Here is a 25,281-nt window from a genome sequence, read left to right as displayed (position 1 = left end):
CCGCGCATATCCCGGTGGGGCAACCCCCTGGCAGACTGGACACGTGAATCACAAGCCCGCGGATCTTCCTCGCGGACCATTGCGTCCCATCGAGCTGGCCACCGGGGCGGTGATGGCGGGGCTCACCGTCGGCCTCATCACCGTGGGGTCGCTGGTGCCGATGGCGGCCGCGTTGCAGCTGGTCGCGGCCGTTCCGCTCGGGCTGCTGGCCCACCGGTACCGGCTGCGGGCGCTGGTCACCGCGACCGTCGCCGCCGGACTGGTGACGTTCGTGGCAGCGGGGATCATGCCCGCGCTCGGGGTGCTCGGCGCCGCGACGATCGCCGGGATCGTCGGCATCGTCAAACGACGAGGTGGCGGATTCGCCGCCGTGCTGGCGCTCGGGCTGGTCGCGGGCCTCGGCTGGGGGCTGTTCTCTGTGGCGAGCCTCCTGCTGTTCGCCCGGACCAGGCAGCTGTTCTTCGACGCCATCCGCAGCACCGCCGAGGGCATCAACAACCTCGCCGAACGACAGGCGCAGCTCGAACCGCTGGGCCGGATGGCGACCGAGGCCACCGAGGCCGTGCTGCGCTGGTGGTGGCTCTACATCGGCGGCTCGGTCGCGCTCGGCGTATTCGTGAGCACCGTCGTCTCCTGGTTCGTGCTCGGCTCGGTGCTCGACCGGCTGCGGTGGCTGCCGGGCAGCGACCGCCTCGACGCACCCGAGGACGACCGGCAGATCGCGCCGCTGCCCGTCTCCCTGCACGGCGTCGGTTTCCGGTATCCGGGAGCCGTCACCGATGCGCTCGCCGATATCGACCTCACCATCCGGCCCGGCGAGTTCGTCGCCGTGGTCGGGCACAACGGGTCGGGCAAATCCACGCTCACCCGGGTGCTCGCGGGCAGACCACCGACCTCCGGCGCCGTCGACCGGCCGGGCTCCGCGGGCCTCGGCAAACTCGGCGGCACCGCGCTGGTGCTGCAACGCCCCGAGAGCCAGACCCTCGGTGTCTCCGTCGCCGACGACGTGGTGTGGGGCCTGCCGCCCGAACTCGCCGCCCAGGTCGACGTGGACGCACTGCTCGCCGAGGTCGGCCTCGACGGCATGGGCCGCCGCGAAACCGCCACCCTCTCCGGTGGCCAGCAGCAGCGCCTCGCCGTCGCCGCGGCCCTGGCCCGGCGCCCGGCCCTGCTGATCGCCGACGAGGCCACCTCGATGATCGATCCGGACGGCCGCCGCGACCTGGTCGCCCTGCTGGCCCGGCTGCCCGAGCGGCACGGCACCGCCGTGGTCCTGGTGACCCACCACGAAGCCGACGCGAGCGCCGCGGGCCGGGTGATCCACCTGGCGCAGGGCCGCATGGTCGACCGGCTCGCGGCCTGGCCGCAGCCGGCCCGCGACCGGCGCCGGGCCCCGATGGGCGAACCCATCCTCGAGCTCACCGACGTGCGCCACACCTACAACCGGGGCACACCGTGGGAGGCACCGGCCCTGCACGGTGTCGACCTGTCGGTGCGCCGCGGCGAGGCACTGCTCGTGGTCGGCGGCAACGGGTCGGGCAAATCGACGCTGGCCTGGATCATCGCCGGCCTGATCGCCCCGAGCGAGGGCCGCTGCGAACTGCGCGGCACCCCGGTCGACAAGCAGATCGGTCGCGTCACCCTGGCGTTCCAGCATTCCCGCCTGCAACTGCAGAAGCAGACGGTCGGCGAGGAGATCGCCGACTGGGGCGGCAAGGCCACCGGTTCCGGCGCGGTGGGCCGCGCGCTCGACGCGGTCGGCCTCGACCGGGCCTTCGCGGCCCGCTCGGTCGACGAACTCAGCGGCGGTCAGGCCAAACGGGTAGTGCTCGCGGCGATGGTCGCCAGCCATCCCCAGGTCGTCGTCCTGGACGAACCGCTGGCCGGACTCGACCCGCAGGGCCGCGCCGAAGTGGTGGAACTGCTTGCCCGCCTGCGTGATTCGGGCCTCACCCTGATCGTGATCTCCCACGATGTGGCCGATGTGTCGGTGGTGTGCGATCGCACCGTCCACCTGGATTCCGGGGTGATCGTCGAGACCGCGCGCCAGACCGTGGGCGCTGTCGCCGCGCACACCGAACCGCTGTGGCGACTGGACAATTCACGCAACGAACCGGGGAACGGAGTGGCCCGATGAGCACCGTTTTGTTGCGCGAGGTACCCGTGGACAGCGTGGTGCACCGCCTGTGGGCCGGCACCAAGATGATCGCGGCGTTCACCATCAGCCTGCTGCTCATGTTCTGGCCCGCGTGGCCGGTGCTCGGCGTGATCATCGCGTTCCTGATCGCGATCGCCGTGCTGGCCAGGATTCCGCTGGGCGCGCTGCCGCGCCTGCCGCTGTGGTTCTGGGGACTGATCCTGCTCGGCGCGCTGGTCAACATCCCCAACGGAGCGCGTGGGGTGCTGGTCTACGCACAGGTGGTCGTGTTCGGCCTAGTACTGGTCGCGGCCTCGCTGCTGATCGCGTTCACCACCCCGATGGGCGAGGTGGCCCCGGCGCTGGCCAAGCTCGGCGCCCCGCTGCGCAAGCTGCGGCTGCCGGTCGACGAGTGGGCGGTGGTCGTCGCGCTCACCCTGCGCGGGCTGCCGCTGCTGCTCGACGAGATCCGGGTGCTGCGCGCGGCTCGCAAGCTGCGCCCCAAGGAGAGCCTGTTGCATCGCGCCTCCGACGCGAATCCACTCATCGACATCCTCACCGCGTGCATGGCGGTGTCGTCGCGGCGGGCGGGCGAGCTGGCCGAGGCCATCACCGCGCGTGGTGGCACGGGCATGCTCACGGCCCATCCCAGCGCCCCGACCAGGCGCGATGCCGTAGCCCTCGTGATCGTTTTCGCGGTCTGCGCGGGTGCGCTCGGGCTCAACGCCGCACTGTGAACGAGCACGGCTCCTCATAGCGTATATCTATGAGGAATTTCATGTTTAAAATCTGAATTCCTCTGTGAGACACCATCGAGACGACTAGCGTTCAATCGACAACCGAGCTGGACCGCTTTCACGTGCCGACGCTCGCTTCTCGGGGGAAGCAACGAACGCGGCGCCTTCGTTTGGGCACGTCTCCTGATGAAAACCAGATGGGAATGTTCACATGATCATCCGTAAGATCGCCGCGGTCGCCATTCCGGTGCTCGCGGCAGCACTCGTCGGCACCGGCGTCGCGAACGCCGAACCCGTGCCGCCGAGCGTCGAGTACCGCACCGAACTCGTCGGCAACACTGTTGTCACCACCCTCACGCACGGCACCTTCACCCTCACCGACGACGCCGTCCAGGTCCGCGACGAAGCGGGCGCCACCCTGCTGTCGCTGCCGCTTTCGGTGCGCGACGGCGCCCTCGAGTACCCGCTGCCGCACGCGGTCAGCGACGAGGGCCGCAAGCTCGAACTGACGGCTGTGAAGGACGCTGCCACCGCGCGCCCGAACCTCACCCCCGTCGCCTCGCCCTCGGAAAACTATGCGGCGCAGGCTAATTTCGCCTCGACTTTCGGCCTGGCCACCGCCATCGGCAGCTTCGTCGGCATGGCCATCGGCGCGGTGATCGGCCTCGTCGTCGGCGCGGCCGCGGGCGGCGTCGGCGCACTGCCGGGCCTCATCACCGGTGCGTCCGTCGGTGCGATCATCGGCACCATCGTCGCCGGTGGGCCCACCCTGATCGTCGCGGGCATCGACCTGATCAACACCTTGACCGCTCCCCCGGGCACCACCCGCTGGGCGCAGACCGGGTAATCCCCGCAGGCAACGCGCTGGGAGCAAACTCTCAGCGCGTTGGTCCGGCGGGCCGGTGGCGGCCGGCCCGCCGTCGGCCTCAGGCCTTGTCGCGCAGCGCGTTCTTCGCCGCTTCCTGAGCCGAATCCACCTGACCGGCGAACTTGCCGCCGGTCTTGTTGTCCACCACGTCACCGGCCTTCTCGATGACGTCGTCGACCTTGTCGGCGTGCTGGGAGGCAAGGCCCATCGCCTTGTCCGCCAGGTTCTTGAAATCCACCGCGTACTCCTCGCTGATTCGAACCGGGTACAACGCGATCACCCTAGCAACAGCGCAGCTTTCACGCGCGAGCATCATCGTGGCGAACTTGTCACACCGTCCCAGATCGGATGCCACAGGCGTCCCGTATCGGTCCACGCCTGGAAGCGCACGATGCCGGTGACGCTCGGCGTGACCCACTCGGCGTCCTTGATCTCCTCCGCTGTCATCTCGTTCGTGAACGGTGAGGTCTTGCGGCGCAGGCGTTGCAGCTGCTCGGCGATGCGGCGCTGCTGTTCGGAATCGAACCCGGTGCCGACCCGGCCGACGTAGACGAAGTCGTCGTCGTGCGGAATACCGACGAGCAAGGACTTGAACGGGCGGGCCGCGCTCGACCGCCACCCACCGATCACCACCTCCCTGGATCGCCAGTTGCGCTGTTTGATCCAGGTCTGGCTGCGTTTGCCCGGCTGATACACCGAGTCGACGCGCTTGGCGACCACGCCCTCCTGTCCCTGTTCACGGCTCTGCTCCATCGCCTCGGCCCCGGAACCGCCGAGTCGTTCGGAGATCCGCATCGAGGGCGCCAGTTGTCCCAATGCCTCGAGGACCACCCGGCGGTCGCTGTATTTCTTGCGGAGCAGCGAGGTGCCGTCGAGGTAGAGGACATCGAAGGCGACGAAGATCGCGCGGGCCGAATCCGCCTGGAGCGCGGAGATATCCGAGAGCCCGCTGTCGTCGAAAACGACCGCCTCTCCGTCGAGCACCACGCGGTGCCCGGCCAGTTCGGCGGCCAGCGCGGCCAGGCGCGGGTACCGGGCGGTGACAGTGTTGCCGCGCCTGCTGCGCACGGTGACGGTGCCGTCGTCGATCTCGACGATCACCCGGAACCCGTCCCACTTGGTCTCGAACTCCCACTCCGCGGGCTGCAACGACTCCACGTCCCCGGCGGTCGCGAGCATCGGCGACAAGCCGTGCGGAAACGACCGGGAACCGTTGTCGGACAGCGTTTCACGGGCGCCCTGGTCGCGCATGTAGTGCATCAGCCACTGGTCGCCCTTGGTCTGGATGAAGGCGTAGCGACCGCGCACCTTCTTGCCGTCGAACTCGACGATCACCTCGTCGTCGCGCCACTTCTCGGTGCGGTAGGTGCCCGAATCCCAGATCGTCATCTCCCCGGCGCCGTACTCGCCCCTGGGGATGGTGCCGTGGAAGTCGAGGTATTCGAGCGGATGGTCCTCGGTGCGCACGGCCAGGCGGTTGTGTTTCGGCTCGGTCGGCGGGCCCTTCGGGACGGCCCAGGAGGCGAGGACGCCGTCGCGTTCGAGGCGCACATCCCAGTGCAGGCGGCGGGCGTGGTGTTCCTGGATCACGAACCGGTCGTCGCCACCACGCTCGGGGGCGGTGGCGGGGACCGGTTCCGGCGTGCGCCCCGGGTCGCGCATGCTGCGGTACTTGGTGAGCGAGTCGGGACGGGCGGGCAGCGGTGGGTCGAGGTCGGCCAGCAGGTCGCCGTCGGCTTTCCAGCGGCCGAGCACTTCGTCGAAACGCAACTGCCGCAACGACTTCGCGTCCGCGATCTCGGCCCAGTCGCGCGGTGCGGCGGCATTGGGCTCGGTGCGTCCGCGCAGCGAATAGGGCGCGATGGTCGTCTTGGCGGCGTTGTTCTGGCTCCAGTCGAGGAACACCTTGCCGCCCCGCGCCGACTTCGCCATCGTCGCGGTGACGAGGTCGGGGTGCAGCTTCTCCAGATTCGTCGCCACCTGTTTGGCAACCGTCGACGCGCCGCGCGAACTCACCGGCCGGTCCAGCGGCACGTAGAGGTGAATTCCCTTGCTGCCGCTGGTCACCGGAAAGGCGCGCATGCCGATCTCCCCGACCATGTCGCGCACGGCCAGCGCCACCGTGGCACATTCGACCAGGCCCGCGCCCGGCCCGGGATCGAGGTCGAACACGATGCGGGTGGCCGGACCGCGCTCGCCGGCCTCGAAACGCCATTGCGGCACATGGATTTCCAGCGCCGCCTGCTGCCCGAGCCAGGCCATCGCCGCCTCGGAATCGATGAGCGGGTACACCACCCGGCGGCTGGAATGCTCGAGCGCGGCGCGGTGCAACCACGCGGGCGCGTGCTCGGGCAGGTTCTTCTCGAAGAAATCGGGGTGATCCACCCCGTTGGGCCACCGCTTCCTGGTGACCGCACGACCGGCGATATGCGGCGCGATGGCATCGGTGATCGCCGAATAGTAGGCGATCACTTCACCTTTGGTCGTTCCGGTGGCCGGGTACAACACCTTGTCGAGGTTGCTGAGCTCGACCTCGACATCCGGTTCACCCGGCGCACCACGGAACTCGCGGCGGACCATCGACGTGGCCCGGCGGCGGGGGCCGCGTCGTCGCGGCCCCCGCGCACCGGATCAGGCCTTCGGCCCCGGATCGGTCGGGGTGGTGCCGCCCGTGGCAGGTCCCGAGCCCGGCTGCTGCGGGGGCACGGCCTTCTTGGCGGCTTCCTTGCCCTTCTCGATCTTGTCGCTGTACTTGCCCTTGGTTTTGTCGTCGATGAAGGTGCCTGCCTTGTCGACCGCATCGTTGATCTTGTCCGCGTTCTGCGCGGCGGCCTCCTTGCCCTTACCGAGCAAGCCCTTCAAGGTGTCCACGAGACTCATCTGCCGATGTTCCTTTCCCAGTTTCGCGCGATCGCCCATCGCTGCACTAAGCCGAAAGGTTCACTCCACATCTTCCCACCACGAAACCCGTGGTGGGAGGTCATTCGGAACCACCCGCTCACCCGGCTTGGGCACCGCGATCGCGGTTGCGGCCGCGGCGGCCGCCGACACCAGCCGGTGCACCGGTTCGGCCCAGCCGTGGAAGGCCAGGTTGAAGGTGGCCCAGTGAATCGGGACGAGCAGCCCGTAGCCGGGGTCGCCGAGGCACAGGGCCGCGTGCGCGCGCACCGCTTCCTCGGGGGTCATGTGCACATCGGTCCAGCGCTCGTCGTAGGCGCCGATCGGGAGCAGGGTGAGGTCGAACGGTCCGAGCACCGCCCCGGCCTGCGCGAACGCCTTCGTGTACCCGGTGTCGCCGCCGAAATACACCCGCTTGGTCGGTCCGGCCAGCGCCCACGACGCCCACAGGGTGGTGTTGCGATTAAGGCCGCGGCCGGAGAAGTGGCGGGCCTCCGCGCAGGTGATGGTCAATCCACGGGCGCCCGCCTTGTGGCCGAGGGAAACCGAACCACCCCAGTCCAATTCGATGATGCGGTCGTCCGGAACGCCCCACAGCCGCAGGTGTGCGCCGATTCCCATCGGGACCACGAACGGCGCTCGCTGGGCGCGGACCAACTCGTCGACGGTCGGCTTGTCGAGGTGGTCGTAGTGGTCGTGGGAGATGACGACGGCGTCGACCCTCGGCAGGGTGGACAGCGCGCCCGGCACCGGATGCAATCGGGCAGGCCCGATCACCGGCGACGGCGAGACCCGCTCGCTCCACACCGGGTCGGTCAGCACGCGGTACCCGTCGAGTTCGATCAGCGCGCTCGCGTGCCCGTACCAGGTGACGGCCAGTTCCTCCGCCTGCTCGGGTACGTCGGGCGTCACCAGCGGCACCGGCCGCCTCGGCCGCCCGACCCGCCCCTGGGTGAGTCCCGACCACACCAGCGAGGCCGCCGAACCGGCCGCGATCATCGCGCTGGCCTCGGTGTTGTGGAAACGGCCGTCCCGATACGACGACTTGCCGAGCGCCGTCGGCGCGATCTCCGACGGCCCGGCGCCGAGTGCCCTCGGCAGCCCCCACACGGCACGCGCCACCCAGGCCAGCCCGAGCGCACTCGCCACCGAACCCGCGACCCGTGCCGGATTCATCAGCGCCCCTGGAATTTCGCCGGGCGCTTCTCCTGCCGGGCCAGCCGGCCTTCCTGCGCGTCGTCGCTGGTCCAGGCCGCCGACAGTGCCGTCTCCAGCTGCTCGCTGGCCGGTGCGCGGGTGCCGTCGTCGTTGAGCATGAGCTTCATGGCCCGCAGCGACAGCGGCGCGAGTTGGGCGATCGACTTGGCCCAGGCTTTGGCGTCGGCGACGGTACCGATCTTGTTGGCGAAGCCGAACGCGTAAGCGTCTGCGGCACTGACGGTTTCGGCGCCGAGCAGGATGGTGCGGGCCGGGCCGCCGCCGATCAGGGCGGCCAGCCGCGCGACGGTCCAGCGGTCCACCGAGATGCCGAGCTTGGCGGCGGGCACCGCGATGTAGGCGTCGGGCTCGATCACCCGCAGGTCCGAGGCGAGCGCCAGCTGCACACCCGCGCCGATCGCGCCACCGTTGATCGCCGAGATGACCGGCACCGGAAGGCTTTCGATGGTGTGCAGCATGTCGAGCAGACCGGTCAGGAAGGTCTCGGAGTACACACCGGACAGGTCGGCGCCCGCGCTGAAGATCGGGCCACGGCCGGTGAGCACGATGACGCGCGCCCCCTGGTCGACGGCCTCGAGCATGGCGGTGCGCAGCTGGGCGACCAGCTCCTCGTTGAGCGCGTTGCGCCGCTGTTCGCGCTGCAGTTCGATGGTGATCACGTCGCCATCGCGGGTCACGCCGAGCATGAATTCCTCCACAGAAGTACCGGATCACGTGGTTGTCTTCACTCTGCCACAGTCAGCGGTCGGCGCCCGGTAAGGCATACCATCGGCGGCTGTGGGAACCGACTTCGACATCGTGGTGATCGGCGCGGGCCAGGCCGGGCTGTCGGCGGGCTATCACCTGCGCCGGCTGGGGTTGGTGCCCGAACGCGACTTCCTCATCGTCGACCACGCGCCGGGACCGGGCGGTGCCTGGCAGTTCCGCTGGCCCTCACTAACCCTGACCACCGTGAACCGGGTGCACGACCTGCCCGGCATGTCGTTCGCCGAGACCCTGCCGCCCGGGTCGTCCTCGGCACCGGCCGCGACTGCCGTCCCGCACTACTACGAGCTCTACGAGAAGCGGTTCGACCTGCGGGTTCGCCGTCAGGTTTCGGTGCGGGTGGTCTGCGACCGGACCGCCGACGGGCAGAGCTGCGCCGGACGCGGTGAGGTGCTGCAGGTCGAAACCGACAGTGCCGGAACACTGCGCACGCGCGGGCTGATCAACGGCACCGGCACCTGGGAACACCCGTTCATCCCGCGCTATCCGGGCGCCGACAGCTTCGCCGGACGTCAGCTGCACACGCGCGACTACCGCAGTCCCGACGAATTCGCGGACAAGCACGTGATCGTCGTCGGCGGCGGTATCTCGGCGGTGCAGTTACTCGACGAGATCTCCCGGGTCACCTCGACGACCTGGGTGACCAGGACCGAGCCGCGCTGGCGCGAGACACCGTTCACCGAAGCGGACGGGCGCGCGGCGGTGGCCGCGGTGGAGGACCGGGTGCGCCGTGGTCTGCCGCCGGGCTCGGTGGTGTCGCTGACCGGGCTGCCGCTCGACGACCGGCTGCGCGCGGCCCGCGACCGAGGCGTACTCGACCGGCTGCCCATGTTCGAACGAATCGAGCCGACTGGCGTGCGCTGGTCCGACGGCACTTTCCAGCCCGCCGACGTGATTCTGTGGGCGACCGGTTTCCGCAGTTCCCTCGACCATCTGGCGCCGCTGCGACTGCGCGGGCCCGGCGGCGGCATCACGATGACCGGCCGTCTGGCCACCCAGGTCGCGGTCGACCCCCGCGTGCACCTGATCGGCTACGGGCCGTCGGCCAGCACGATCGGCGCCAACCGGGCAGGCCGGGCGGCCGCCCGGGAGTTGAGCGACTACCTGGGAATCAGTCCAGACCGGCGCTGAAGGTGGCCGGATCGGGGCCGACCCGGGTGCCCCGATCGAGGCGGTTGATCGCGGCCATCGCGGCGGCGCCGAGTTCGAAGGTGAACACGTCGAAGTTCTCCGCGATGCGCGAGGGCGTCACCGACTTCGGGATGACGATATTGCCCAGCTGCAGGTGCCACCGGATGATGACCTGCGCGGGCGTGCGATCGAGCTCCTCGGCCAGGCTCACGATGGTGGGATCGTCCAGCAGGGTGCCCTGCCCGAGCGGGCTCCACGCCTCGGTGGCGATGGCGTTGTTCGCATGGAAGGCGCGGAGTTCGGGCTGGGCGAGGGTGGGATGCAGCTCGATCTGGTTCACGGTGGGGATCTCGCCGGTCTCGGCGATCACCTGCTCCAGATCGGGGATCCGGAAGTTCGAGACACCGATGGATTTCACCCGGCCCTGCGACTTCAACGCCTGGAAAGCCCGGAACGTATCGACGAAACGACCGGCCTTCGGCACCGGCCAATGGATCAGGTACAGGTCGAGATAGTCCAGGCCGAGACGCTGCATGCTGGTGTCGAACGCACGCAGCGTGCTGTCGTAGCCCTGCTCGGAGTTCCACAGCTTGGTTGTCACATAGATCTCGTCGCGGGGAATCCCCGAGGCACGGATCGCGCGACCTACGCCTTCCTCGTTTCCGTAGATCGCGGCCGTGTCGATACTGCGGTAACCGACCTTCAACGCCTCGGCGACCACAGTGGTGACGTCTTCCTCCGGCACCTGGAACACACCGAAGCCGAGCTGCGGTATGACGTTCCCATCGTTGAGCACGATGGTGGGAACAGGACTGCTTTCGCTGCGGAAGGTCACCCTACCGAAGGGTAGAAGTGGTTGCCGGTGGCGTCAACGACGCGACCTCGCGTGTTTCCCCAGGTGTGCGAACCGGGGCGGAGGTCGGTTTTTCACCGGCCGATGCGGCGGTAGCGGGCCAGCCGCAGCGTGCGCAGTTCCTCGGGTGGGTGGGTGCGCAGGGCGGCCAGTTCCTCGGCGATCGCCAGGACGACGCGGCGGGCGAAGGCGACCGGCTCGTCGGCGGCTTCGGGATACTCCTCAACGATCCGGTCCACCACGCCGTCCTCGAGGAGATCCGCGGAGCGAATGCGTTGGGCCGCGGCGAGTTCCGGCGCATGCTCGATATCGCGGAAGACGATGGCACTGGCCCCCTCCGGCGGCAGCGGCGCGAGCCAGCCGTGCCGCGCGGCGAGCACCCGATCGGCGGGGAGCAGGGCGAGGGCGCCACCGCCGGTGCCCTGACCGAGCAGCACCGAGACCGTCGGGGTGTCGAGAGTGACGAGATCGGCCAGGCAGCGGGCGATTTCGCCCGCCAGACCACGTTCCTCCGCCTCCTTGGACAACGCGGCGCCGACGGTGTCGATCACCAGGACCAACGGCAACCGCAACTCCCCCGCCAGCGCCATGGCCCGGCGGGCCTCGCGCAGCGCGGCGGGGCTCATCGTCTGCTCCTCGAGGCGGCCGGATCGGTCGTGCCCGAACACCACGCACGGCTGTCCGCCGAACCGGGCGAGGGCGAGCAGGACGGTGCGGTCGGTTTCGCCCTGACCGGTGCCCGACAGCGGAACCCGTTGGCTGGTATGGCGAAGCAGGTCACGAATGCCCGGGCGGCCGGGGCGCCGGGTGCTGAGCACCGAATCCCATGCTGTGGCCGCGGGATTCGCCGGGATTCCCGGATTACGCACGGGCGCAGCCCAACCCGGCTCGGCGGACAACGGAAGCGGCAGGCCCGCGCACACACTCAACGCGCGATGCGCGATCCGGCGGAAGACCTCGATCGGCACCACCCCGTCGATCACACCGTTGCGGTAGAGGTTCTCGGCGGTCTGCACGCCGGGCGGAAACGCCTTGCCGTACAACGCTTCGTACACGCGCGGCCCGAGGAAGCCGATGAGGGCACCCGGCTGGGCGAAGGTGATGTGACCCAGCGATCCCCACGACGCGAACACGCCGCCCATCGTCGGATTACGCAGGTACACAAGATACGGAATGCCCGCAGCCTTGTGCACGGCGACCGCACCGGCGATCTTCACCATCTGCACGAAAGCGACTGTGCCCTCCTGCATCCGGGTGCCACCCGAGGTCGGCGAGGCGATCAGCGGCAGCCCGAGTTCGGTCGCGCGCTCCACCGCTTCGACGATCCGCTCGGCCGCCGCCACTCCGATCGACCCGGCGAGAAACCCGAACTCACAGGCGATCACGGCCACCCGCCGCCCGCGCAGCAGACCCTCGCCGGTGAGCACCGATTCGTCGGTGCCCGCCCGGCGGCTCGCGTCGACGAGCTCCTGGCGGTAGCGCGGCGAAGCGGCGCGCCCGATCGGTGGGCGATCCCAGCTCACGAACGAATCGACGTCGAGCAGCCGCGCGATCACCTCATTCGCCGACATCTGCACGAGCAGAGCGTAGCCGGGCGATCACGGTATCGCGGATAGCCTTGACAGAATGTTGGGTTTTTACAACACTATGTTGTGTGAGCCCAGTAAGACGAGGGGAAACCCTCCCGATCTACAACCGCATCGCGGTGCTGCGCGCCGAACAGCGGATGAGCCGGGCGGCCCTGGCCGACGCGGTGAATGTCAATGTCCAGACGATCGGCGCGCTCGAGCGCGGCGACCACTACCCGAGCCTCGACCTGGCGCTGCGCATCTGCGACGTGTTCGCCCTGCCGGTGGAGGCGGTCTTCTCCCGCACGGAATTCGGCCCGCTCTCGGCCGAGGTGTATCCACGAACGACGAAAGGCACGTCATGACCAGCGCGACCGGTTTGATCGACCGCTATCAGGACTATCGGGTGCGGCGCTGGCTCGTGCAGGAACAGCGCACGGCGGGCATGCTGAAAAGCTGGCGACCGCAACGACGTCGGCGGCTACTGGTGATCGGCACCGTGACCGCGCTTGCCGGAGTGGCGATCGCGGGCGTGCTGTGCGGGTTCGACCTGCAGGTCGTGCCGGTCGTGATCGCGACGATCTCGCTCCTGCTGTTCCTGCCCGCCTGGACCATGCTGCGAATCGCCAGCGGCGGACAGGATTACGCGCCGGAACAGATGCTCGACGAATTCGAGATCGCCGAGCGCAACAAAGCCCGCTCGGTCGGCCTCGCGCTCACCCAGTCGTTGACCCTGCCGGGTCTGTTCTTCCTGATCGGGGCAAGCGCTATCGACCCCGAAGCCGATGCGTATCGCACCGCCTACGCGGGGGGACTCATGCTGCTGGCAGCGATCATGGCGGGCGGTTGCGCGCCCGCGATGATCATCGGCTGGACCCGTCCCGATCCCGAACCGGAACCCTGACGGGTGAGACCGGGGCTGCGGCCTTCATCGACGCAGCCCCACCCGCCGATCAGTAGCCCTGCATCACCTTGCGCAGCGCGTATTCGGTGAGCGAGACCAGTGCCTGCTTGGCCGGCTCGCGGCGGCGGGCGTCGATCGACATGATCGGGACATCCGCGGGGACCGCGAGGGCCTGGCGGATGTCCTCGAGCGGGTACTTCGGTGCGTCGTCGAACTCGTTGAGCGCCACCAGGAACGGCAGGCCACGTGCCTCGAAGTAGTCGACGGCCGCGAAGCTGTCCTCCAGCCTGCGGGTGTCGACCAGCACCACGGCGCCGATGGCGCCGCGGATGAGGTCGTCCCACATGAACCAGAACCGGTACTGGCCCGGCGTACCGAACAGGTACAGGACCAGGTCGTCGGCGAGGCTGATCCGGCCGAAGTCCATGGCCACCGTGGTGGTCGACTTCTGCGGAATGCCGGTGAGGTTGTCGATTCCAGCACTGGCATTGGTCACCAACGCCTCGGTGCGCAGCGGAACGATCTCCGACACCGCACCGACCAACGTGGTCTTACCGACACCGAAGCCACCGGCAACAACGATCTTCGCCGAAGTCGGCTTGCTCGTGCGGGTGTCGACCTGCGCCGTCGAATCAAATACGCCGGAGTCCACTGAGAACCCTTTCGATCAGCTCGCGACGTTCATCGTCGCTGGAATCGTCTTTCAAAGTCGCCGAGACCCGAACATGACCGGCCTCGATGAGGTCGGCCACCAGTACCCGCGCAACCCCGATGGGGATGCGCAGTTGGGCGGCTATCTCGGCGACGGACGGCGATTGTCTGCACAACTCCACGATGGACGTTTCGAGGTTGTTCAGTTCGAACTGCCGCTCCATGGCGACCGGATGCGAGGCAACGAGAGCCTCCAACGCCAACTCGACTGCCGGCCGGGTACGGCCGGAAGTCAACGAGTAAGGGCGAACGAGGCTTGGCTCGGCGCTTCCCATGCGGTGATCGTCTATGTCCATCCCACCATCAGGAACCCATCGTGACGCGTGGCGTGGCCTGGACGGTCTGGCCCACACGCTCGACCAACAGAGCCATCTCGTAGCCGACCTGACCGATGTCACACGAGGTGTTGGTCAGGACCGCGAGATAGGAGCCGTCGCCCACTGCCATCAGCAGCAGGTAACCGTGCTCCATCTCGACGACGGACTGCAGTACCGTACCGCCTTCGAACAGATTCGACACGCCGACGGACAGGCTGGCCAGACCGGCGGTGACAGCAGACAGCTGCTCCGCGCGGTCGACCGGTAGCTGGGCACTGGCGGCCATCAGCAGGCCGTCGGCCGAGACAAGGACAGCATGGGCTACGCCAGGAACCTCGTTGGCGAAGTTCGAAACCAGCCAATCCAGCTGACGGTTCGTACCACCTAGATCGGGGTTCATCGGTCTCCTTTATCTCCGGTTAGGTTCATTGCCTTCATTGCGCGGCCATCCCGGACGCCCTGCTGGTGACGACTCAAGCTGGACCTGATGGTTTCAGGGTCGCGCTTCGGTGTGCGGTCGGCGTTACCGGTCACGCCACCGGGCACGAGCCTTCCGCCCGGATTGCGTTGTGGCAAGCCGGCGGCCGTGCGGGCCTCGGCCTGCGCCTCGGCGGCCCGTCGCGCGGCCTGCCAACCTTCGTCACCGGGTGATTCGAAGGCGGCGGCCAGCTGGGACCGGTCGGAATTCTCGTCCGTGAGCCACGCCGACATCATCTCCGCGAAGATCGGCGTTCCGCCCATCACGGAATCGCCCTCCGGTGCCGGCTGCAACCTGGTCTGGAAGAACGACGCGGCCTTGGCCGGATTCGACCGATAGCTGTGCCGTCCCGGATCACGCCCTGCCGACGCAGCGTTCCCCGGCTCCGCAGGATCCCGATCCCGTTGCGGCAGAGCCACTCCCGGCCCGGCGTTCGCCTGCGGTACCACAGTAGCGCCGGGAGCACGCTGGGGCAGCCCATTCGGTCCGAGTGGGCGCTCCGGTGCGGCTTCACCGCGCTGCGGGAGACCGGGCGCGCGCTGCGGCAGGCCGCCGTCGGCCGGATCCCGCTGGGCAGCCGGCGTTTCCGACGGGGTGCGCTGCGGCAGGCCACCGGCGGGGTTGCGCTGCGGCAGCCCGTTGGCCGGATCCCGCTGCGGCAGAACGCCGCCCGGGTTGTCCAGGCGCGGCAGGCCGCCGGACTGCTCGCGATGCGGCAGACGCGGGGTCGGCTCACGCTGGGGCAGGCCACCACGCTGCGGCAGACCGGTCGACGGGTCGCGCTGCACCGGCTCGGAATCACGCTGCGGCGCGGGTCCACCGCGCTGCGGCAGGCCCGTAGCCGGGTCTCGCCGCAGTGGCTCGGAATCACGCTGCGGGGCGGGGGTGCCGCGCTGCGGGAGGCCGGTCGGCGGGGTGTTCTGCGCGCGCTGCGGCAGACCGCCGGTCGACTCGCGCTGCGGCAGACCGTTGGACGGATCGCGTTGCGGGAGACCGCCGGTCGACTCGCGCTGCGGCAGACCGTTGGACGGCTCGCGCGGCGGGAAACCACCAGAGGGGGCGCGCTGCGGCAGCCCACCCGGCGGCGCGCCGACGGCCGGATCACGCTGCGGGAGACCGCCGGTCTGATCGCGCTGGGGCGCGCGATTCGACGGGTCACGCGGCGGCGGACCGGACGGTGGGGCACCGTTGGCACCCGGCGAACGCTGCGGCAGGCCGCCCTCATGAGTGGGTGCCGCGTCGCGCGGCGGCTGACCTTGCTCGCGGGCGGGAGCACCGTTGGCTCCCGGCTGACGCTGCGGCAGGCCACCGGCCGTCGGCGCGGGCTTGGCCTCGCCCGGCTTGCCCTGCGGGGGCTGGGGTGGCTGCGGACGCTGCGGCGTGCCGGGACCACCCGCTGCCAGATTGCGCTTGGGCAGGTTGGCCGCGGCCAGCTTGCCGCGCTGCGGCACATTGCCCTGACCGGGGGTGGCCGGGCGCAACGACGTGGACTGCTCGTTGCCGTCCTGCGTCTGCGCCATGGCATTGCCCGGCTGACGCTGCGGCAGTCCACCGGGACCGGTCGGCGGCGGGCTCACGCCCGGGTCGACGGTGACCATCATGTTGCCACCCGGGGTACGGGTAATCGCACGGGTCTGCATGGTGCTCGGCTGCTGCGGCTGCTGGGGCTGCGGCTTCTGCTGCTGCGGCGGTTGCTGCTGCTTCTGCAGCTGGTTCGGCGGCACGACCGCGCCACCGGCACCCGAGACGATCAGGCCGACCGGCACGTGCACGGTGACGGTGACGCCCGGATCGCGCGCGGTGTCGAACGTCGGGCGCAGGCGGACGGTGAGACCGTGCCGCTCGGCCAGACGGCCGACCACGAACAGACCCATGTGGCGGGCGGTGTCGGGGCCGGGCTCGGCTGCCTGCTCGAGCCTGCGGTTGATGTCGGTCATCTCCGCGGGCGGCATACCGATGCCCCGGTCGGCCACCTCGATCAGCAGACCCTGGTCGTGTGCCTGGGCGAAGGTGAACTTGACGTCGGTCTCCGGCGGAGAAGCGCGCAGCGCGTTGTCGAGCAACTCGGCGAACAGGTGCGCCAGGTCGGAGGCGGCCGGTTCGACGAGCGAACCGCGCGGGGTGGCGCCGAGCTTGACGCGCTCGTAGTCCTCGACCTCGGAGATCGCGGCGCGGAGCACGTCGGCGATCTCGACCGGGGCCGACTTGGAACGCCGCTGCTTGGTGCCGGCGAGGATCAGCAGGTTGTCACCGTTACGGCGCATGCGCGCGGCGAGGTGGTCGAGGCGGAAAAGGTTCTCGAGCAGGCGCGGGTCCTTCTCGTCGTACTCCATCGCCTCGATGAGGGTGAGCTGATGGTCGACGAGCGACTTGGACCGCCGCGCCAGCGTCTCGAACATGTCGTTGACCTGCGAACGCATCTGCGCCTGGTCGCTGGCCAGGCGCAGCGCCTGACCGTGGATGTCGTCGACGGCGCGGGCCAGCTGACCGATCTCCTCGTCGGAGCGCACCGGCATCGGCTCGAGCGGCACGTCCTCGGGGGCGGCGCCGTTGCGGAGCTGGGCGACCTCGTGAGGCAGGTCGGACTCGGCCACGCGCAGCGCGGCCAGGCGCAGGCGGTGCAGCGGCACGATCATCGAGCGCGCGACGAACACGGCGAGCAGCAGCGCGGCGAGGATGGTCGCGATGACGACCGCGGTGTAGGTCCAGGCGCCGGTGGCGGCCGAGGTGGTGAGCTCGTCCATCGAGGTCTCGATGGCCTTGGTCGACTCGTCGACGACGGTTTCGTAGGCCACGAGACTGGTGACCAGCGAGGTACGCATCTCACCGATCGGCAGCTTGCCCGCGGCCACGTCGGGCCCGCTCACCAGGTTCTGGCGGATGTCGGCCTGGGTCTTGAGGTCGGCGAGCACCTGGTCGCCGTCGGGGAAGCGGTTGGCGAGCACGTCGAGCAGGTGGCGCTCGGTTGCCACGCCGGTGAGGTAGTTCTGCGGGCCCGCGGGCGATCCGCGCAGCATCTCCGAGATCGCGGCCAGCTGATCGACGAGGATCGACCGGGTGTTGAGCGAGTCGACCAGGCGCAGCTTGGCCGTGTCCATCACCGGGTTGCTCACCTGGGCGATCGTCGACTCGACGATCGAGACACTGTCCTTGCGCATCTGCTCGACCGAGGCGAGCGCGGTATCGGGCGAGGCCGTGAGCCCCTTGCCCTGGGCACGCACATTCTTGGCCTGGGCGATCATCCGCTCGAGCGCGGAGTGCGCCTTCGGCAGGTCGACGAGCCGACCGAGCTCGGCCTCGCCCTCGGCGATGGCAGCGTCGAGGTCGACGAGGTCCTGATCGGTCACCAGGGTGACCCCAGGACCGGCGGGCACGGTCTGGCTACCGGTCACCCGCGCGGTCACAGCACTGAGCGAGGTGACCGACGGAATCGCGTCTACCTGCTCGTTGATGCTCGAAAGCCGGTTGGCCTCGGTGAACTCGGAGGTAATCCTCGACACGCCGAGCCCGACCGCGACCGCGAGAGGCACAGCCAAGACGGCCGTAACCTTCCAACGCAGGTCCCAGTTGCCGAGCGCCCAGCGCTTGCTGCCGGACCTAGCGGCGTCACGCATCTCCCACTCACTTTCCAAACTGGCCTCGTACCGTGCGCCATCACGAACCTCCACAGGCGCAATGGTGGCTCGCCAGACGGTGCTGGCCGAGAACTGCGGCTGGCCGAGAAATTGCGTCTACGACTGCCCGAATAAGTGACAACAGATTCTAACGGATCAATAACTTCTTGGCCGACTCCCGGTAGAGGTCCGCGCGATGACCTGCCCGTTACAGGCAAAACCAAAGGTCGCGGCACCCCCTCGGGTGTCGCGTGAAGTCTGCCACAATCATCAGGATCTATCGAGCGGGCACGAAGCGAGGCTAGGAGTCACAGGCTTGGACACCGAACACGAGTACCGGCCGGTCTATCAGACCAGCCTGGTCGATCCAGCCGACTTCTGGTCAGCCGCCGCTCGCGAGATCGAGTGGGATCTCGCCCCCGAGCACACTCTCGATGCCGCCGACAAACGTTCGGCCCGTTGGTATCCCGACGGCAAGCTCAATACCTGTGTGAACGCCCTCGACCGGCATGTGCGCGGCGGAACTCTCGCCGAAGGTGGACGTTCGGATCAGGCCGCGTTGATCTATGTGTCGGCCATGACCGACACCACAACGACTTATACGTATGCGGAATTGCTCAGCGAGGTGGAACGCTTCGCCGGGGCGATGCGTGATCTCGGCGTGGTCGCCGGTAACCGGGTGGTGATCTATCTGCCGATGATCCCCGAGGCCGTGATCGCCATGCTGGCGTGCGCCCGCATCGGCGCGGTCCACTCGGTGGTCTTCGGCGGGTTCGCCGCACCCGAGCTTGCGGCCCGCATCGACGACGCCGAGCCGGTGCTCGTCGTCACCGCGTCGGGCGGGCTCGAGCCGGGCCGCCGCATCGAGTACCCGCCGATCGTGCTGCAGGCCCTCGACCTGGCCGAGAGCACCTCGGTGCGCACGGTGCTCGTCAAACAGCGACCACAGTTCCCGACCATCGAGTTCGCCCAAAACCAGCCAGCCACCGACGTGCTGCCCGCCTCGGATCAGACCGTCGCCGCGCGCTGGCTGGACTGGGACGCCACCGTCGCCGAGGCCGAGCCGGCCGAGCCGGTGACCGTGGGCGCCTGCGACCCGCTCTACATCCTCTACACCTCGGGAACCACCGGAAAGCCCAAGGGCGTGGTGCGCGACAACGGCGGCCACGCGGTGGCCCTCGCCTGGTCGATGCGCAATATCTACGACGTGGGCCCGGGTCAGGTGTTCTTCGCGTCCTCGGATGTGGGCTGGGTGGTCGGCCACTCCTACATCGTCTACGCGCCGTTGTTCGTGGGTGCCACCACGGTGCTCTACGAGGGCAAACCCGTCGGCACCCCCGACGCGGGCGCGTTCTGGCGCATCGTCGACGAACACGACGTGCGGGTGCTGTTCACCGCCCCCACGGCGTTGCGGGCCATCCGCCGCGCCGACCCGGAGGCCACCGCCGCCCATCGCCATGACCTGTCCCGGCTGCGTGCGCTGTTCTGCGCGGGCGAGCGGCTCGACCCGGCCACCTTCGAGTGGGCCAGCGACACCCTGCTCGCCGGTCATCCCGACACTCCGGTGGTCGACCACTGGTGGCAGACCGAGACCGGCTGGCCCATCTGCGCCGACCCGCTCGGCCTGCAGGAACTGCCCGTGAAGCCCGGTTCCGCCGGGGTGCCGGTGCCCGGGTACCGCCTGCGGGTGCTCGATGCCAGCGGCAACCCGGTACCCAACGGCACCGAGGGCAATATCGTCATCGGCCTGCCGCTGCCGCCCGGTTGCCTGAGCGGCCTGTGGCGCAACCGGGAGCGGTTCGTGCGCTCCTATCTCTCGGCGTTCCCCGGCCACTACCTCACCGGCGACTCCGGCTACTTCGACGAAGACGGCTACCTCTACGTCCTCGGCCGCTCCGACGACGTCATCAATATCGCCGGGCACCGGCTCTCGGCGGGCAGTATCGAGGCCGCCATCTCCGGGCACGAGGCCGTCGCCGAGTGCGCCGTGATCGGCGTGCCCGACGAGCTCAAGGGCAGCCTGCCGCTGGCGTATGTGGTGCTCAAGCAGGGCATCGACATCGAGCCCGACCAGTTGCGCGACGAGCTCGTGGAACGGGTTCGCGAGCAGATCGGCGCCATCGCCACCCTGCACGACGCGATCGTCGTCACCGGCCTGCCCAAGACCCGCTCGGGCAAGATCCTGCGCAAGACCATCCGCCAGCTCACAGCCGGTGAACACGTGGAACCCCCGGCCACCATCGAGGACCCGGCCGTCCTCACCGCCCTGGCCGACCGCATCCTCGCCAATCCCCCGCTGGGCAGGCCGACCACCCCCGACCACGACGGCGACCAGGTAGCGCAATGACATTGGCGGCTGGCGCCGCGGTTCTCGGCGCTTGACTCCGCCTCTTCCCTCCCTCCGGGCACTCCTTCGTCGCACCCTCCGCTCAGTCCAGAGGCGGAGGCGCGCCGAGAACAGGCATCGGCGGCTGGCGACACAGTTCTCGACGCTCGAGTCCCCCTAGGATTGCGGCGTGACTGAACGTGCCGCCGCTACTGTGCTGGTCGTCGACGACGACGAAGACGTGCTCGCCTCGGTGGAGCGCGGTCTGCGGCTCTCCGGGTTCCAGGTGCTCGTCGCCCGCGACGGTGGCGCCGCGTTGCGGGCGGTGTCCGAGCACGCGCCGGACGCGGTGGTGCTCGATATGAACATGCCGGTCCTCGACGGCGCCGGGGTGGTGACGGCGCTGCGGGCCATGGGCAACGACGTGCCGATCTGCGTGCTCAGCGCCCGCGCCTCGGTGGACGACCGGATCGCCGGGCTGGAGTCGGGTGCCGACGACTACCTGGTGAAACCGTTCGAACTCGCCGAGCTGGTCGCCCGCATCCGCGCCCTGCTGCGCAGGCGAACCGACACGCCCGATCAGGTGGCGCCCGACGCGATCACCGTCGGCCCACTACAGGTGGATGTCGCGGGTTATCGCGCACTGCTGCACGGGCGGGAAATCGAGCTCACCAAAAGGGAATTCGAATTGCTGTCCACCCTGGCGCGCAATGCGGGTGTAGTGCTCACGCGTGAGCGGCTGCTGGAATTGGTGTGGGGCTACGATTTCATAGCCGATACGAATGTGGTCGACGTGTTCGTCGGATACCTTCGGCGCAAACTCGAAATAGATGACACGCCAAGGATTTTGCACACTATTCGTGGCGTCGGTTTCGTGTTGCGGGAACCTAAATGATCGTGCGGTCGCCGAAAGTCCGTCGCAGGCAATCGTTTTCGTTGCGAACACGGGTCGCGGCGGCCGCGGCGGCGGGTGCGGTGATCATCGTGAGCATTGCCGCGTTCGTCGGCTTTCAGGCGATCGAACGCAACAATGTGACCCAGACGGATCAGCAACTCGAAATCGCCTCGCGCATCGTGCTGATCGAGCCGGTGCTCGCCACCGGTTTCGTGAATCTCACCGGGTTGCAGAACACGATGGCGCTCACCGTGCGCGACAACGGCCAGGTGACCGCGTCCAGCTCCACCCAGCTGCCGGATCTCGCGCCCGGCTCGCAGACCGTCGAGGTGAACGACCAGCCCTACCGGGTGCTGACCACCACCGAGAACCAGCCGGCGGGTCGCACTGTGTCGCTTGCCATTCCGACCACCGAGGCGGCGAAGGCGACAGCTGATCAGCAGCGCTGGGTACTCGCGGGCGCCGCGATCGCGGTCGCCGCGGCGGCTGCCCTCGGCTGGCTCCTCGCCGGTCGGGCTGTCGACCCGATCGTGCGGCTCACCCGGCAGGTCTCGGCACGCAGCGCCTTCCCCGATCCCGACCACCCTGCCCAACCGGTCGACGGTTCCGGTGTGGACGAGGCGGAGAAACTCGCCGAGGCGGTGAACACCATGCTCGCCCGTGTCGATCAGGCCCAGGCCGAGACCGCCGCCGCGCTGGAGACCGCCCGCGATTTCGCCGCCGTGTCCGCCCACGAACTGCGCACACCCCTCACCGCGATGCGCACCGACCTCGAGGTACTGCGCACGCTCGACCTCACCGACGCCCAGCGCCGCGAGATCCTCGACGATCTGGCCCGCACCGAAACTCGCGTCGAGACGACGCTTTCGGCACTGGAACGGCTGGCCCGTGGTGACCTCACCGCCGAAGCCGACCATGTCGCCACCGATGTGGCCGACCTGTGCGACCAGGCCGCGCACGACGCCATGCGACACAACCCCGGCCTGTCGGTGCGCATCGATACCGACGCCGAACTGATCACCCGCGGTCTGCCCGCGGGCCTGCGCCTTGCCGTCGACAACGCGCTGACCAACTCGGTGAGACACGGCGGCGCGACCGAGGCCGTCGTCTCGGCTCACCGCGTGGGCGCCGACCGCGTCGTCATCGCGGTCGACGACAACGGCACCGGCGTTCCCGCCGCCGAACGCGACCGGGTGTTCGAGCGGTTCGCCCGTGGTTCCAACGCCACGAAGATCGGCTCCGGCCTCGGCCTCGCTCTGGTCGCCCAGCAGGCCCAGCTGCACGGGGGCCGTGCCTACTTCGAGAACAGCTCCCTCGGCGGTGCACGGCTGGTCCTCGACCTGCCGATCCGCCCGGCTGTCTGAGACCGCGACACTCCTGGGATCGCGGGGAACCGGGACAGAGACGACGATCACTCATAATTCGCCGTGACGATGTCCTGCGCGTCGGTGTCCATCACAGGAGCAGCGGAGGAGGTGGGCGTGTGACGGTGTCACCCGCGGCCGAGACAGAGCTGGACGACGCGACCCTGGCAGGTCGGGCGCGTGACGGCGATGTCCGCGCATACGAGCAGCTGGTGCTGCGCTATCAAGGACCGATGTTCCGGCTGGCCGCCAAGATGCTGGCCGACCGCGCCGAGGCCGAGGACGTCACCCAGGAGGTGTTCCTCAAGGCCTGGCGGACGATCGCGCGCCTACAGGACGACGCCGCGTTCGCGAGCTGGCTCTACCGGATGACGACCAACCGGTGTCTCAACGTCATCCGCGCGCGCCGCCCTTCCACCGAGGTCGACCCCGACACCACGGCGTCGACTCGCACCGACACCCGACCCGATCACGCCACCGAGGTGAGCAGCCAGATGGCCGCGCTGACCGACGCGCTGCAACTGCTCACGCCCGAACAGCGGGCCTGCTGGCTGCTGCGCGAAGTGCACGGCCGTTCCTATGACGAGATCGCCGAGATCGTCGGCACCAACAGCACTGCGGTGCGCGGACGGATCGCGCGTGCCCGAGCCCAACTGGCAGAGGTGATGAAGCCATGGCGGTGACCCACAACGACAACGACTACCTGCTCCCGTGCGGACGCGGTCTCGAACAGGTGTGGGAACGACTCGACGACAACGACGTCGACAGCCACGAGGCGACGTGCCCGCAGTGCGCCGCGGCCAGGGAGAGCCTGCTGACCCTGCGCACGGCCACCCGCGAACTGATCGAGGAACCCGACCCACCCCCACCCGACCTGTTCGGGCGCATCATGTCGGCCGTGCGCGCCGATGTGCGCCGTGGCCGCACCCTCACACTCGACACACCTCATCCCGGCGCCATCCAGGTCAGCGAGCAGGCGGTGGCCGTTGTGCTGCGGTTCGCGGCCGACACCGTCGACGGCGTGCGCGCCCGCGGTTGCCGGGTGCAGAGCAGCGAACCCGGCGCGAACGGCGAGCAGGTGATCGCCGTAGACATGACCATCGCCGTGCGCCACGGCGTGCCGCGCATCGAGGACGTCGTCTCGCTGGTGCGCGAGCGGGTGCGCGCCGCGGCCACCGCACGGGTCGGCGTGCACCTGGGCAGGCTCGACCTCACCGTTGTCGACCTCTACGAGGAGGACCGGTGACCGGCATGCTCCCCGAAACCGAATTGATCGTCGGCGACGCCGTGATCGCCGCGGTCGCTGCGCGGGCGGCGACCGCGGTGTCCGGGGTCGCCCGGCTCGAGCCCGGCGTACTCGGCCTGGTCGGTCAGCTCGCCCGCACCGGACGCCAGCTCTGGATCGGACAGGAACCCGCCGCTTCCGCCGGTGTCCGGGTGCGGCGGACCGGCGGGTTGCTCAGCCTCCAGGTCGATCTGGCGCTGACGGCGTCGGCGCATGTCGGCGAGGTCGGCCGGGCGGTGCAGCAGGCTGTCGCGCGAGCGGTCACCGAAGACACCGGCGCCGAGGTCGACGAGGTGACGGTGTGGGTACTCGATATCGAACCGGGGCGATCGTGAGCGGTGAGACCGAATTGATCGACCGGATCGTCGCGGCCATCGATGCCGTCGACGGCGTGCATCCCGCTGTCCCGATGGGCTTGGAGAACAGCCGCTGGCTGCCGTGGAACGCGGGCAGCTCGGCGGTGGATCTCGATGAGACGGCGGTGCAGTTGCGCGTGGTAGCCGCAAGTTTGCCGCTGCGTCCGCTGATCGACAAGCTGGAAGCCGCGATTCGCCCGCTGCTCGACGAAACCCCGTGGGCAGGCGCGGGGTTGCGGATCCATGTCGTCGACCTGCACGCCGAAACCGTTGCCGGCGGGAGCGATCCAGATCACGTTCCCCGCCCGTGACGAATCCCCGGCCACGGTGTCCTACCAGTGTTAGTTCGAGAAATGTTGGAGCACAACACCATCGGAGGAAGCTATGACCAGCACGAACACCGAGAACAGCAAGGCCGTCGAGAAGACCGGCGCACCGGGCAAGGGTACGGGGGCGCTGGCGACCGACCAGGGCACGACGACCATCGCCGATACCGTTGTCCAGAAGATCGCGGGACTCGCGGCACGTGAGGTGCGCGGCGTCTACGCCCTCGGTGGTGGCACCGCCCGCGCGATCGGCGCACTGCGCGACCGCATTCCGGGCGCTTCCTCGAGCATCGGCCAGGGTGTCTCGGTCGAGGTCGGCGAGAAGCAGGCCGCCGTCGACCTGGAACTCGTCGTCGAATACGGCGTCGCCATCGCCGAATTGGCGCGCGCGGTGCGCCGCAACGTGATCACGGCCATCGAGCAGATGACCGGACTCGAGGTCGTCGAGGTCAACATCAACGTCAACGACGTCTACATCGAAGACGAGTCCGACGACCAGCAGCAGCCTGCCCGCGACCGGGTGCAGTGAC

General features: G+C 69.2%; 25 protein-coding genes. 14 read left to right on the top strand and 11 right to left on the bottom strand.

All coding sequences use genetic code 11. The features are described from left to right. Window positions 1–43 precede the first annotated feature (43 nt). The 3 genes from NI2_RS19195 to NI2_RS19185 all read left to right on the top strand — a co-directional run bounded on the left by NI2_RS19195 (window position 44) and on the right by NI2_RS19185 (window position 3,721). Window positions 44–2,137 (top strand): ATP-binding cassette domain-containing protein, encoded by a 2,094-nt coding sequence (locus NI2_RS19195; protein WP_084476529.1) that lies wholly within the window; start codon window positions 44–46, stop codon window positions 2,135–2,137. After that, entirely contained in the window at window positions 2,134–2,874 is a 741-nt protein-coding gene (locus NI2_RS19190) for an energy-coupling factor transporter transmembrane component T family protein (RefSeq protein ID WP_067492490.1), read from the top strand. The genes NI2_RS19195 and NI2_RS19190 overlap by 4 nt, the downstream gene beginning before the upstream one ends. A 211-nt stretch (window positions 2,875–3,085) precedes the next feature. Then, entirely contained in the window at window positions 3,086–3,721 is a 636-nt protein-coding gene (locus NI2_RS19185; protein ID WP_067492488.1) for a DUF8020 domain-containing protein, read from the top strand. Window positions 3,722–3,800: 79 nt separating this feature from the next. Here NI2_RS19185 and NI2_RS34765 read toward each other — a convergent pair whose 3' ends face one another. The 5 genes from NI2_RS34765 to NI2_RS19160 form a co-directional block, all read right to left on the bottom strand. Next, entirely contained in the window at window positions 3,801–3,980 is a 180-nt protein-coding gene (locus NI2_RS34765; protein ID WP_225281792.1) for an antitoxin, read from the bottom strand. 74 nt (window positions 3,981–4,054) lie between these two features. Next, window positions 4,055–6,322, bottom strand: a complete 2,268-nt coding sequence (locus NI2_RS19175) for an ATP-dependent DNA ligase (RefSeq protein WP_067492484.1) — start codon at window positions 6,320–6,322, stop codon at window positions 4,055–4,057. A 51-nt stretch (window positions 6,323–6,373) separates the two neighbouring features. Then, window positions 6,374–6,622, bottom strand: coding sequence for an antitoxin (locus NI2_RS19170; RefSeq protein ID WP_067492586.1), 249 nt, complete (start codon window positions 6,620–6,622; stop codon window positions 6,374–6,376). 60 nt (window positions 6,623–6,682) lie between these two features. Next, window positions 6,683–7,816: an MBL fold metallo-hydrolase gene (locus NI2_RS19165; RefSeq protein ID WP_067492482.1), complete on the bottom strand. Its 1,134-nt coding sequence runs from the start codon at window positions 7,814–7,816 to the stop codon at window positions 6,683–6,685. Next, window positions 7,816–8,544, bottom strand: a complete 729-nt coding sequence (locus NI2_RS19160; RefSeq protein WP_067492584.1) for an enoyl-CoA hydratase — start codon at window positions 8,542–8,544, stop codon at window positions 7,816–7,818. The genes NI2_RS19165 and NI2_RS19160 overlap by 1 nt, the downstream gene beginning before the upstream one ends. Before the next feature lie 91 nt (window positions 8,545–8,635). Here NI2_RS19160 and NI2_RS19155 point away from each other — a divergent pair, with 91 nt between their 5' ends. After that, window positions 8,636–9,754, top strand: coding sequence for an NAD(P)-binding domain-containing protein (locus NI2_RS19155; RefSeq protein WP_067492480.1), 1,119 nt, complete (start codon window positions 8,636–8,638; stop codon window positions 9,752–9,754). On the opposite strand, the gene NI2_RS19150 is transcribed toward NI2_RS19155, so the two are convergent. Further along, on the bottom strand, window positions 9,735–10,589 hold the full coding sequence (locus tag NI2_RS19150; RefSeq protein WP_067492478.1) for an aldo/keto reductase: 855 nt from the start codon (window positions 10,587–10,589) through the stop codon (window positions 9,735–9,737). The genes NI2_RS19155 and NI2_RS19150 overlap by 20 nt on opposite strands. A gap of 92 nt (window positions 10,590–10,681) precedes the next feature. Then, a complete protein-coding gene (locus tag NI2_RS19145) occupies window positions 10,682–12,178 on the bottom strand; it encodes an acetyl-coenzyme A carboxylase carboxyl transferase subunits beta/alpha (RefSeq protein WP_067492476.1) in 1,497 nt (498 codons plus the stop codon). A gap of 83 nt (window positions 12,179–12,261) precedes the next feature. Here NI2_RS19145 and NI2_RS19140 point away from each other — a divergent pair, with 83 nt between their 5' ends. Continuing rightward, window positions 12,262–12,540 carry a helix-turn-helix transcriptional regulator gene (locus NI2_RS19140; protein ID WP_067492474.1) on the top strand — a complete coding sequence of 93 codons (279 nt, stop codon included), beginning with the start codon at window positions 12,262–12,264 and terminating at the stop codon, window positions 12,538–12,540. Next, entirely contained in the window at window positions 12,537–13,079 is a 543-nt protein-coding gene (locus NI2_RS19135) for a hypothetical protein (RefSeq protein WP_067492472.1), read from the top strand. The genes NI2_RS19140 and NI2_RS19135 overlap by 4 nt, the downstream gene beginning before the upstream one ends. Before the next feature lie 49 nt (window positions 13,080–13,128). On the opposite strand, the gene NI2_RS19130 is transcribed toward NI2_RS19135, so the two are convergent. From NI2_RS19130 to NI2_RS19115, 4 genes are read right to left on the bottom strand one after another with little or no spacing between them, the layout of a single operon-like run. Beyond that, the gene (locus NI2_RS19130) at window positions 13,129–13,731 is read right to left on the bottom strand and encodes a GTP-binding protein (RefSeq protein WP_174550224.1); all 603 of its coding nucleotides are present in this window, start codon (window positions 13,729–13,731) and stop codon (window positions 13,129–13,131) included. Beyond that, window positions 13,712–14,086 (bottom strand): DUF742 domain-containing protein, encoded by a 375-nt coding sequence (locus NI2_RS19125; protein WP_067492470.1) that lies wholly within the window; start codon window positions 14,084–14,086, stop codon window positions 13,712–13,714. Before NI2_RS19125 ends, NI2_RS19130 begins: the two co-directional genes overlap by 20 nt. Window positions 14,087–14,093: 7 nt before the next feature. Further along, a complete protein-coding gene (locus NI2_RS19120) occupies window positions 14,094–14,507 on the bottom strand; it encodes a roadblock/LC7 domain-containing protein (RefSeq protein ID WP_011207200.1) in 414 nt (137 codons plus the stop codon). Further along, window positions 14,504–18,199 carry a sensor histidine kinase gene (locus NI2_RS19115; protein WP_084476528.1) on the bottom strand — a complete coding sequence of 1,232 codons (3,696 nt, stop codon included), beginning with the start codon at window positions 18,197–18,199 and terminating at the stop codon, window positions 14,504–14,506. The genes NI2_RS19120 and NI2_RS19115 overlap by 4 nt, the downstream gene beginning before the upstream one ends. Before the next feature lie 316 nt (window positions 18,200–18,515). On the opposite strand from NI2_RS19115, the gene NI2_RS19110 reads away from it, so the two are divergent. The 8 genes from NI2_RS19110 (at window position 18,516) to NI2_RS19075 (ending at window position 25,280) form a co-directional block, all read left to right on the top strand. Further along, window positions 18,516–20,546 carry an AMP-binding protein gene (locus NI2_RS19110; RefSeq protein WP_067492468.1) on the top strand — a complete coding sequence of 677 codons (2,031 nt, stop codon included), beginning with the start codon at window positions 18,516–18,518 and terminating at the stop codon, window positions 20,544–20,546. A 169-nt stretch (window positions 20,547–20,715) separates the two neighbouring features. Further along, entirely contained in the window at window positions 20,716–21,420 is a 705-nt protein-coding gene (locus NI2_RS19105) for a response regulator transcription factor (protein ID WP_067492466.1), read from the top strand. A 41-nt stretch (window positions 21,421–21,461) separates the two neighbouring features. Then, window positions 21,462–22,784, top strand: coding sequence for a sensor histidine kinase (locus NI2_RS19100; protein WP_307657540.1), 1,323 nt, complete (start codon window positions 21,462–21,464; stop codon window positions 22,782–22,784). A gap of 119 nt (window positions 22,785–22,903) precedes the next feature. Further along, complete coding sequence (locus NI2_RS19095; RefSeq protein WP_067492462.1) at window positions 22,904–23,467, top strand: RNA polymerase sigma factor; 564 nt, start codon at window positions 22,904–22,906, stop codon at window positions 23,465–23,467. Continuing rightward, complete coding sequence (locus NI2_RS19090) at window positions 23,458–24,030, top strand: Asp23/Gls24 family envelope stress response protein (protein WP_067492460.1); 573 nt, start codon at window positions 23,458–23,460, stop codon at window positions 24,028–24,030. The genes NI2_RS19095 and NI2_RS19090 overlap by 10 nt, the downstream gene beginning before the upstream one ends. Before the next feature lie 5 nt (window positions 24,031–24,035). After that, window positions 24,036–24,404, top strand: coding sequence for an Asp23/Gls24 family envelope stress response protein (locus NI2_RS19085; RefSeq protein WP_067492578.1), 369 nt, complete (start codon window positions 24,036–24,038; stop codon window positions 24,402–24,404). Beyond that, on the top strand, window positions 24,401–24,736 hold the full coding sequence (locus tag NI2_RS19080) for a hypothetical protein (RefSeq protein WP_067492458.1): 336 nt from the start codon (window positions 24,401–24,403) through the stop codon (window positions 24,734–24,736). The genes NI2_RS19085 and NI2_RS19080 overlap by 4 nt, the downstream gene beginning before the upstream one ends. A 73-nt stretch (window positions 24,737–24,809) precedes the next feature. After that, entirely contained in the window at window positions 24,810–25,280 is a 471-nt protein-coding gene (locus NI2_RS19075; protein WP_067492456.1) for an Asp23/Gls24 family envelope stress response protein, read from the top strand. Window position 25,281 lies beyond the last annotated feature (1 nt).

Origin of the sequence: Nocardia ignorata NBRC 108230 (assembly GCF_001612905.1) — a bacterium.
Classification (GTDB): Bacteria; Actinomycetota; Actinomycetes; order Mycobacteriales; family Mycobacteriaceae; genus Nocardia; species Nocardia ignorata.
The sequence above is the reverse complement of the archived record's forward strand: the minus strand, read 5'-3'. Positions and strand labels throughout refer to the sequence as shown.

Bases quoted from the DNA above. Each gene is read 5' to 3' on its own strand.
- NI2_RS19160 (WP_067492584.1), bottom strand. From the start codon at position 8,544: ATGCTCGGCGTGACCCGCGATGGCGACGTGATCACCATCGAACTGCAG.
- NI2_RS19115 (WP_084476528.1), bottom strand. From the start codon at position 18,199: ATGCGTGACGCCGCTAGGTCCGGCAGCAAGCGCTGGGCGCTCGGCAAC.
- NI2_RS19170 (WP_067492586.1), bottom strand. From the start codon at position 6,622: ATGAGTCTCGTGGACACCTTGAAGGGCTTGCTCGGTAAGGGCAAGGAG.
- NI2_RS19185 (WP_067492488.1), top strand. From the start codon at position 3,086: ATGATCATCCGTAAGATCGCCGCGGTCGCCATTCCGGTGCTCGCGGCA.
- NI2_RS19090 (WP_067492460.1), top strand. From the start codon at position 23,458: ATGGCGGTGACCCACAACGACAACGACTACCTGCTCCCGTGCGGACGC.
- NI2_RS19120 (WP_011207200.1), bottom strand. From the start codon at position 14,507: ATGAACCCCGATCTAGGTGGTACGAACCGTCAGCTGGATTGGCTGGTT.
- NI2_RS19175 (WP_067492484.1), bottom strand. From the start codon at position 6,322: ATGGTCCGCCGCGAGTTCCGTGGTGCGCCGGGTGAACCGGATGTCGAG.
- NI2_RS19145 (WP_067492476.1), bottom strand. From the start codon at position 12,178: ATGTCGGCGAATGAGGTGATCGCGCGGCTGCTCGACGTCGATTCGTTC.
- NI2_RS19135 (WP_067492472.1), top strand. From the start codon at position 12,537: ATGACCAGCGCGACCGGTTTGATCGACCGCTATCAGGACTATCGGGTG.
- NI2_RS19190 (WP_067492490.1), top strand. From the start codon at position 2,134: ATGAGCACCGTTTTGTTGCGCGAGGTACCCGTGGACAGCGTGGTGCAC.
- NI2_RS19165 (WP_067492482.1), bottom strand. From the start codon at position 7,816: ATGAATCCGGCACGGGTCGCGGGTTCGGTGGCGAGTGCGCTCGGGCTG.
- NI2_RS19125 (WP_067492470.1), bottom strand. From the start codon at position 14,086: ATGGACATAGACGATCACCGCATGGGAAGCGCCGAGCCAAGCCTCGTT.
- NI2_RS19085 (WP_067492578.1), top strand. From the start codon at position 24,036: ATGCTCCCCGAAACCGAATTGATCGTCGGCGACGCCGTGATCGCCGCG.
- NI2_RS19075 (WP_067492456.1), top strand. From the start codon at position 24,810: ATGACCAGCACGAACACCGAGAACAGCAAGGCCGTCGAGAAGACCGGC.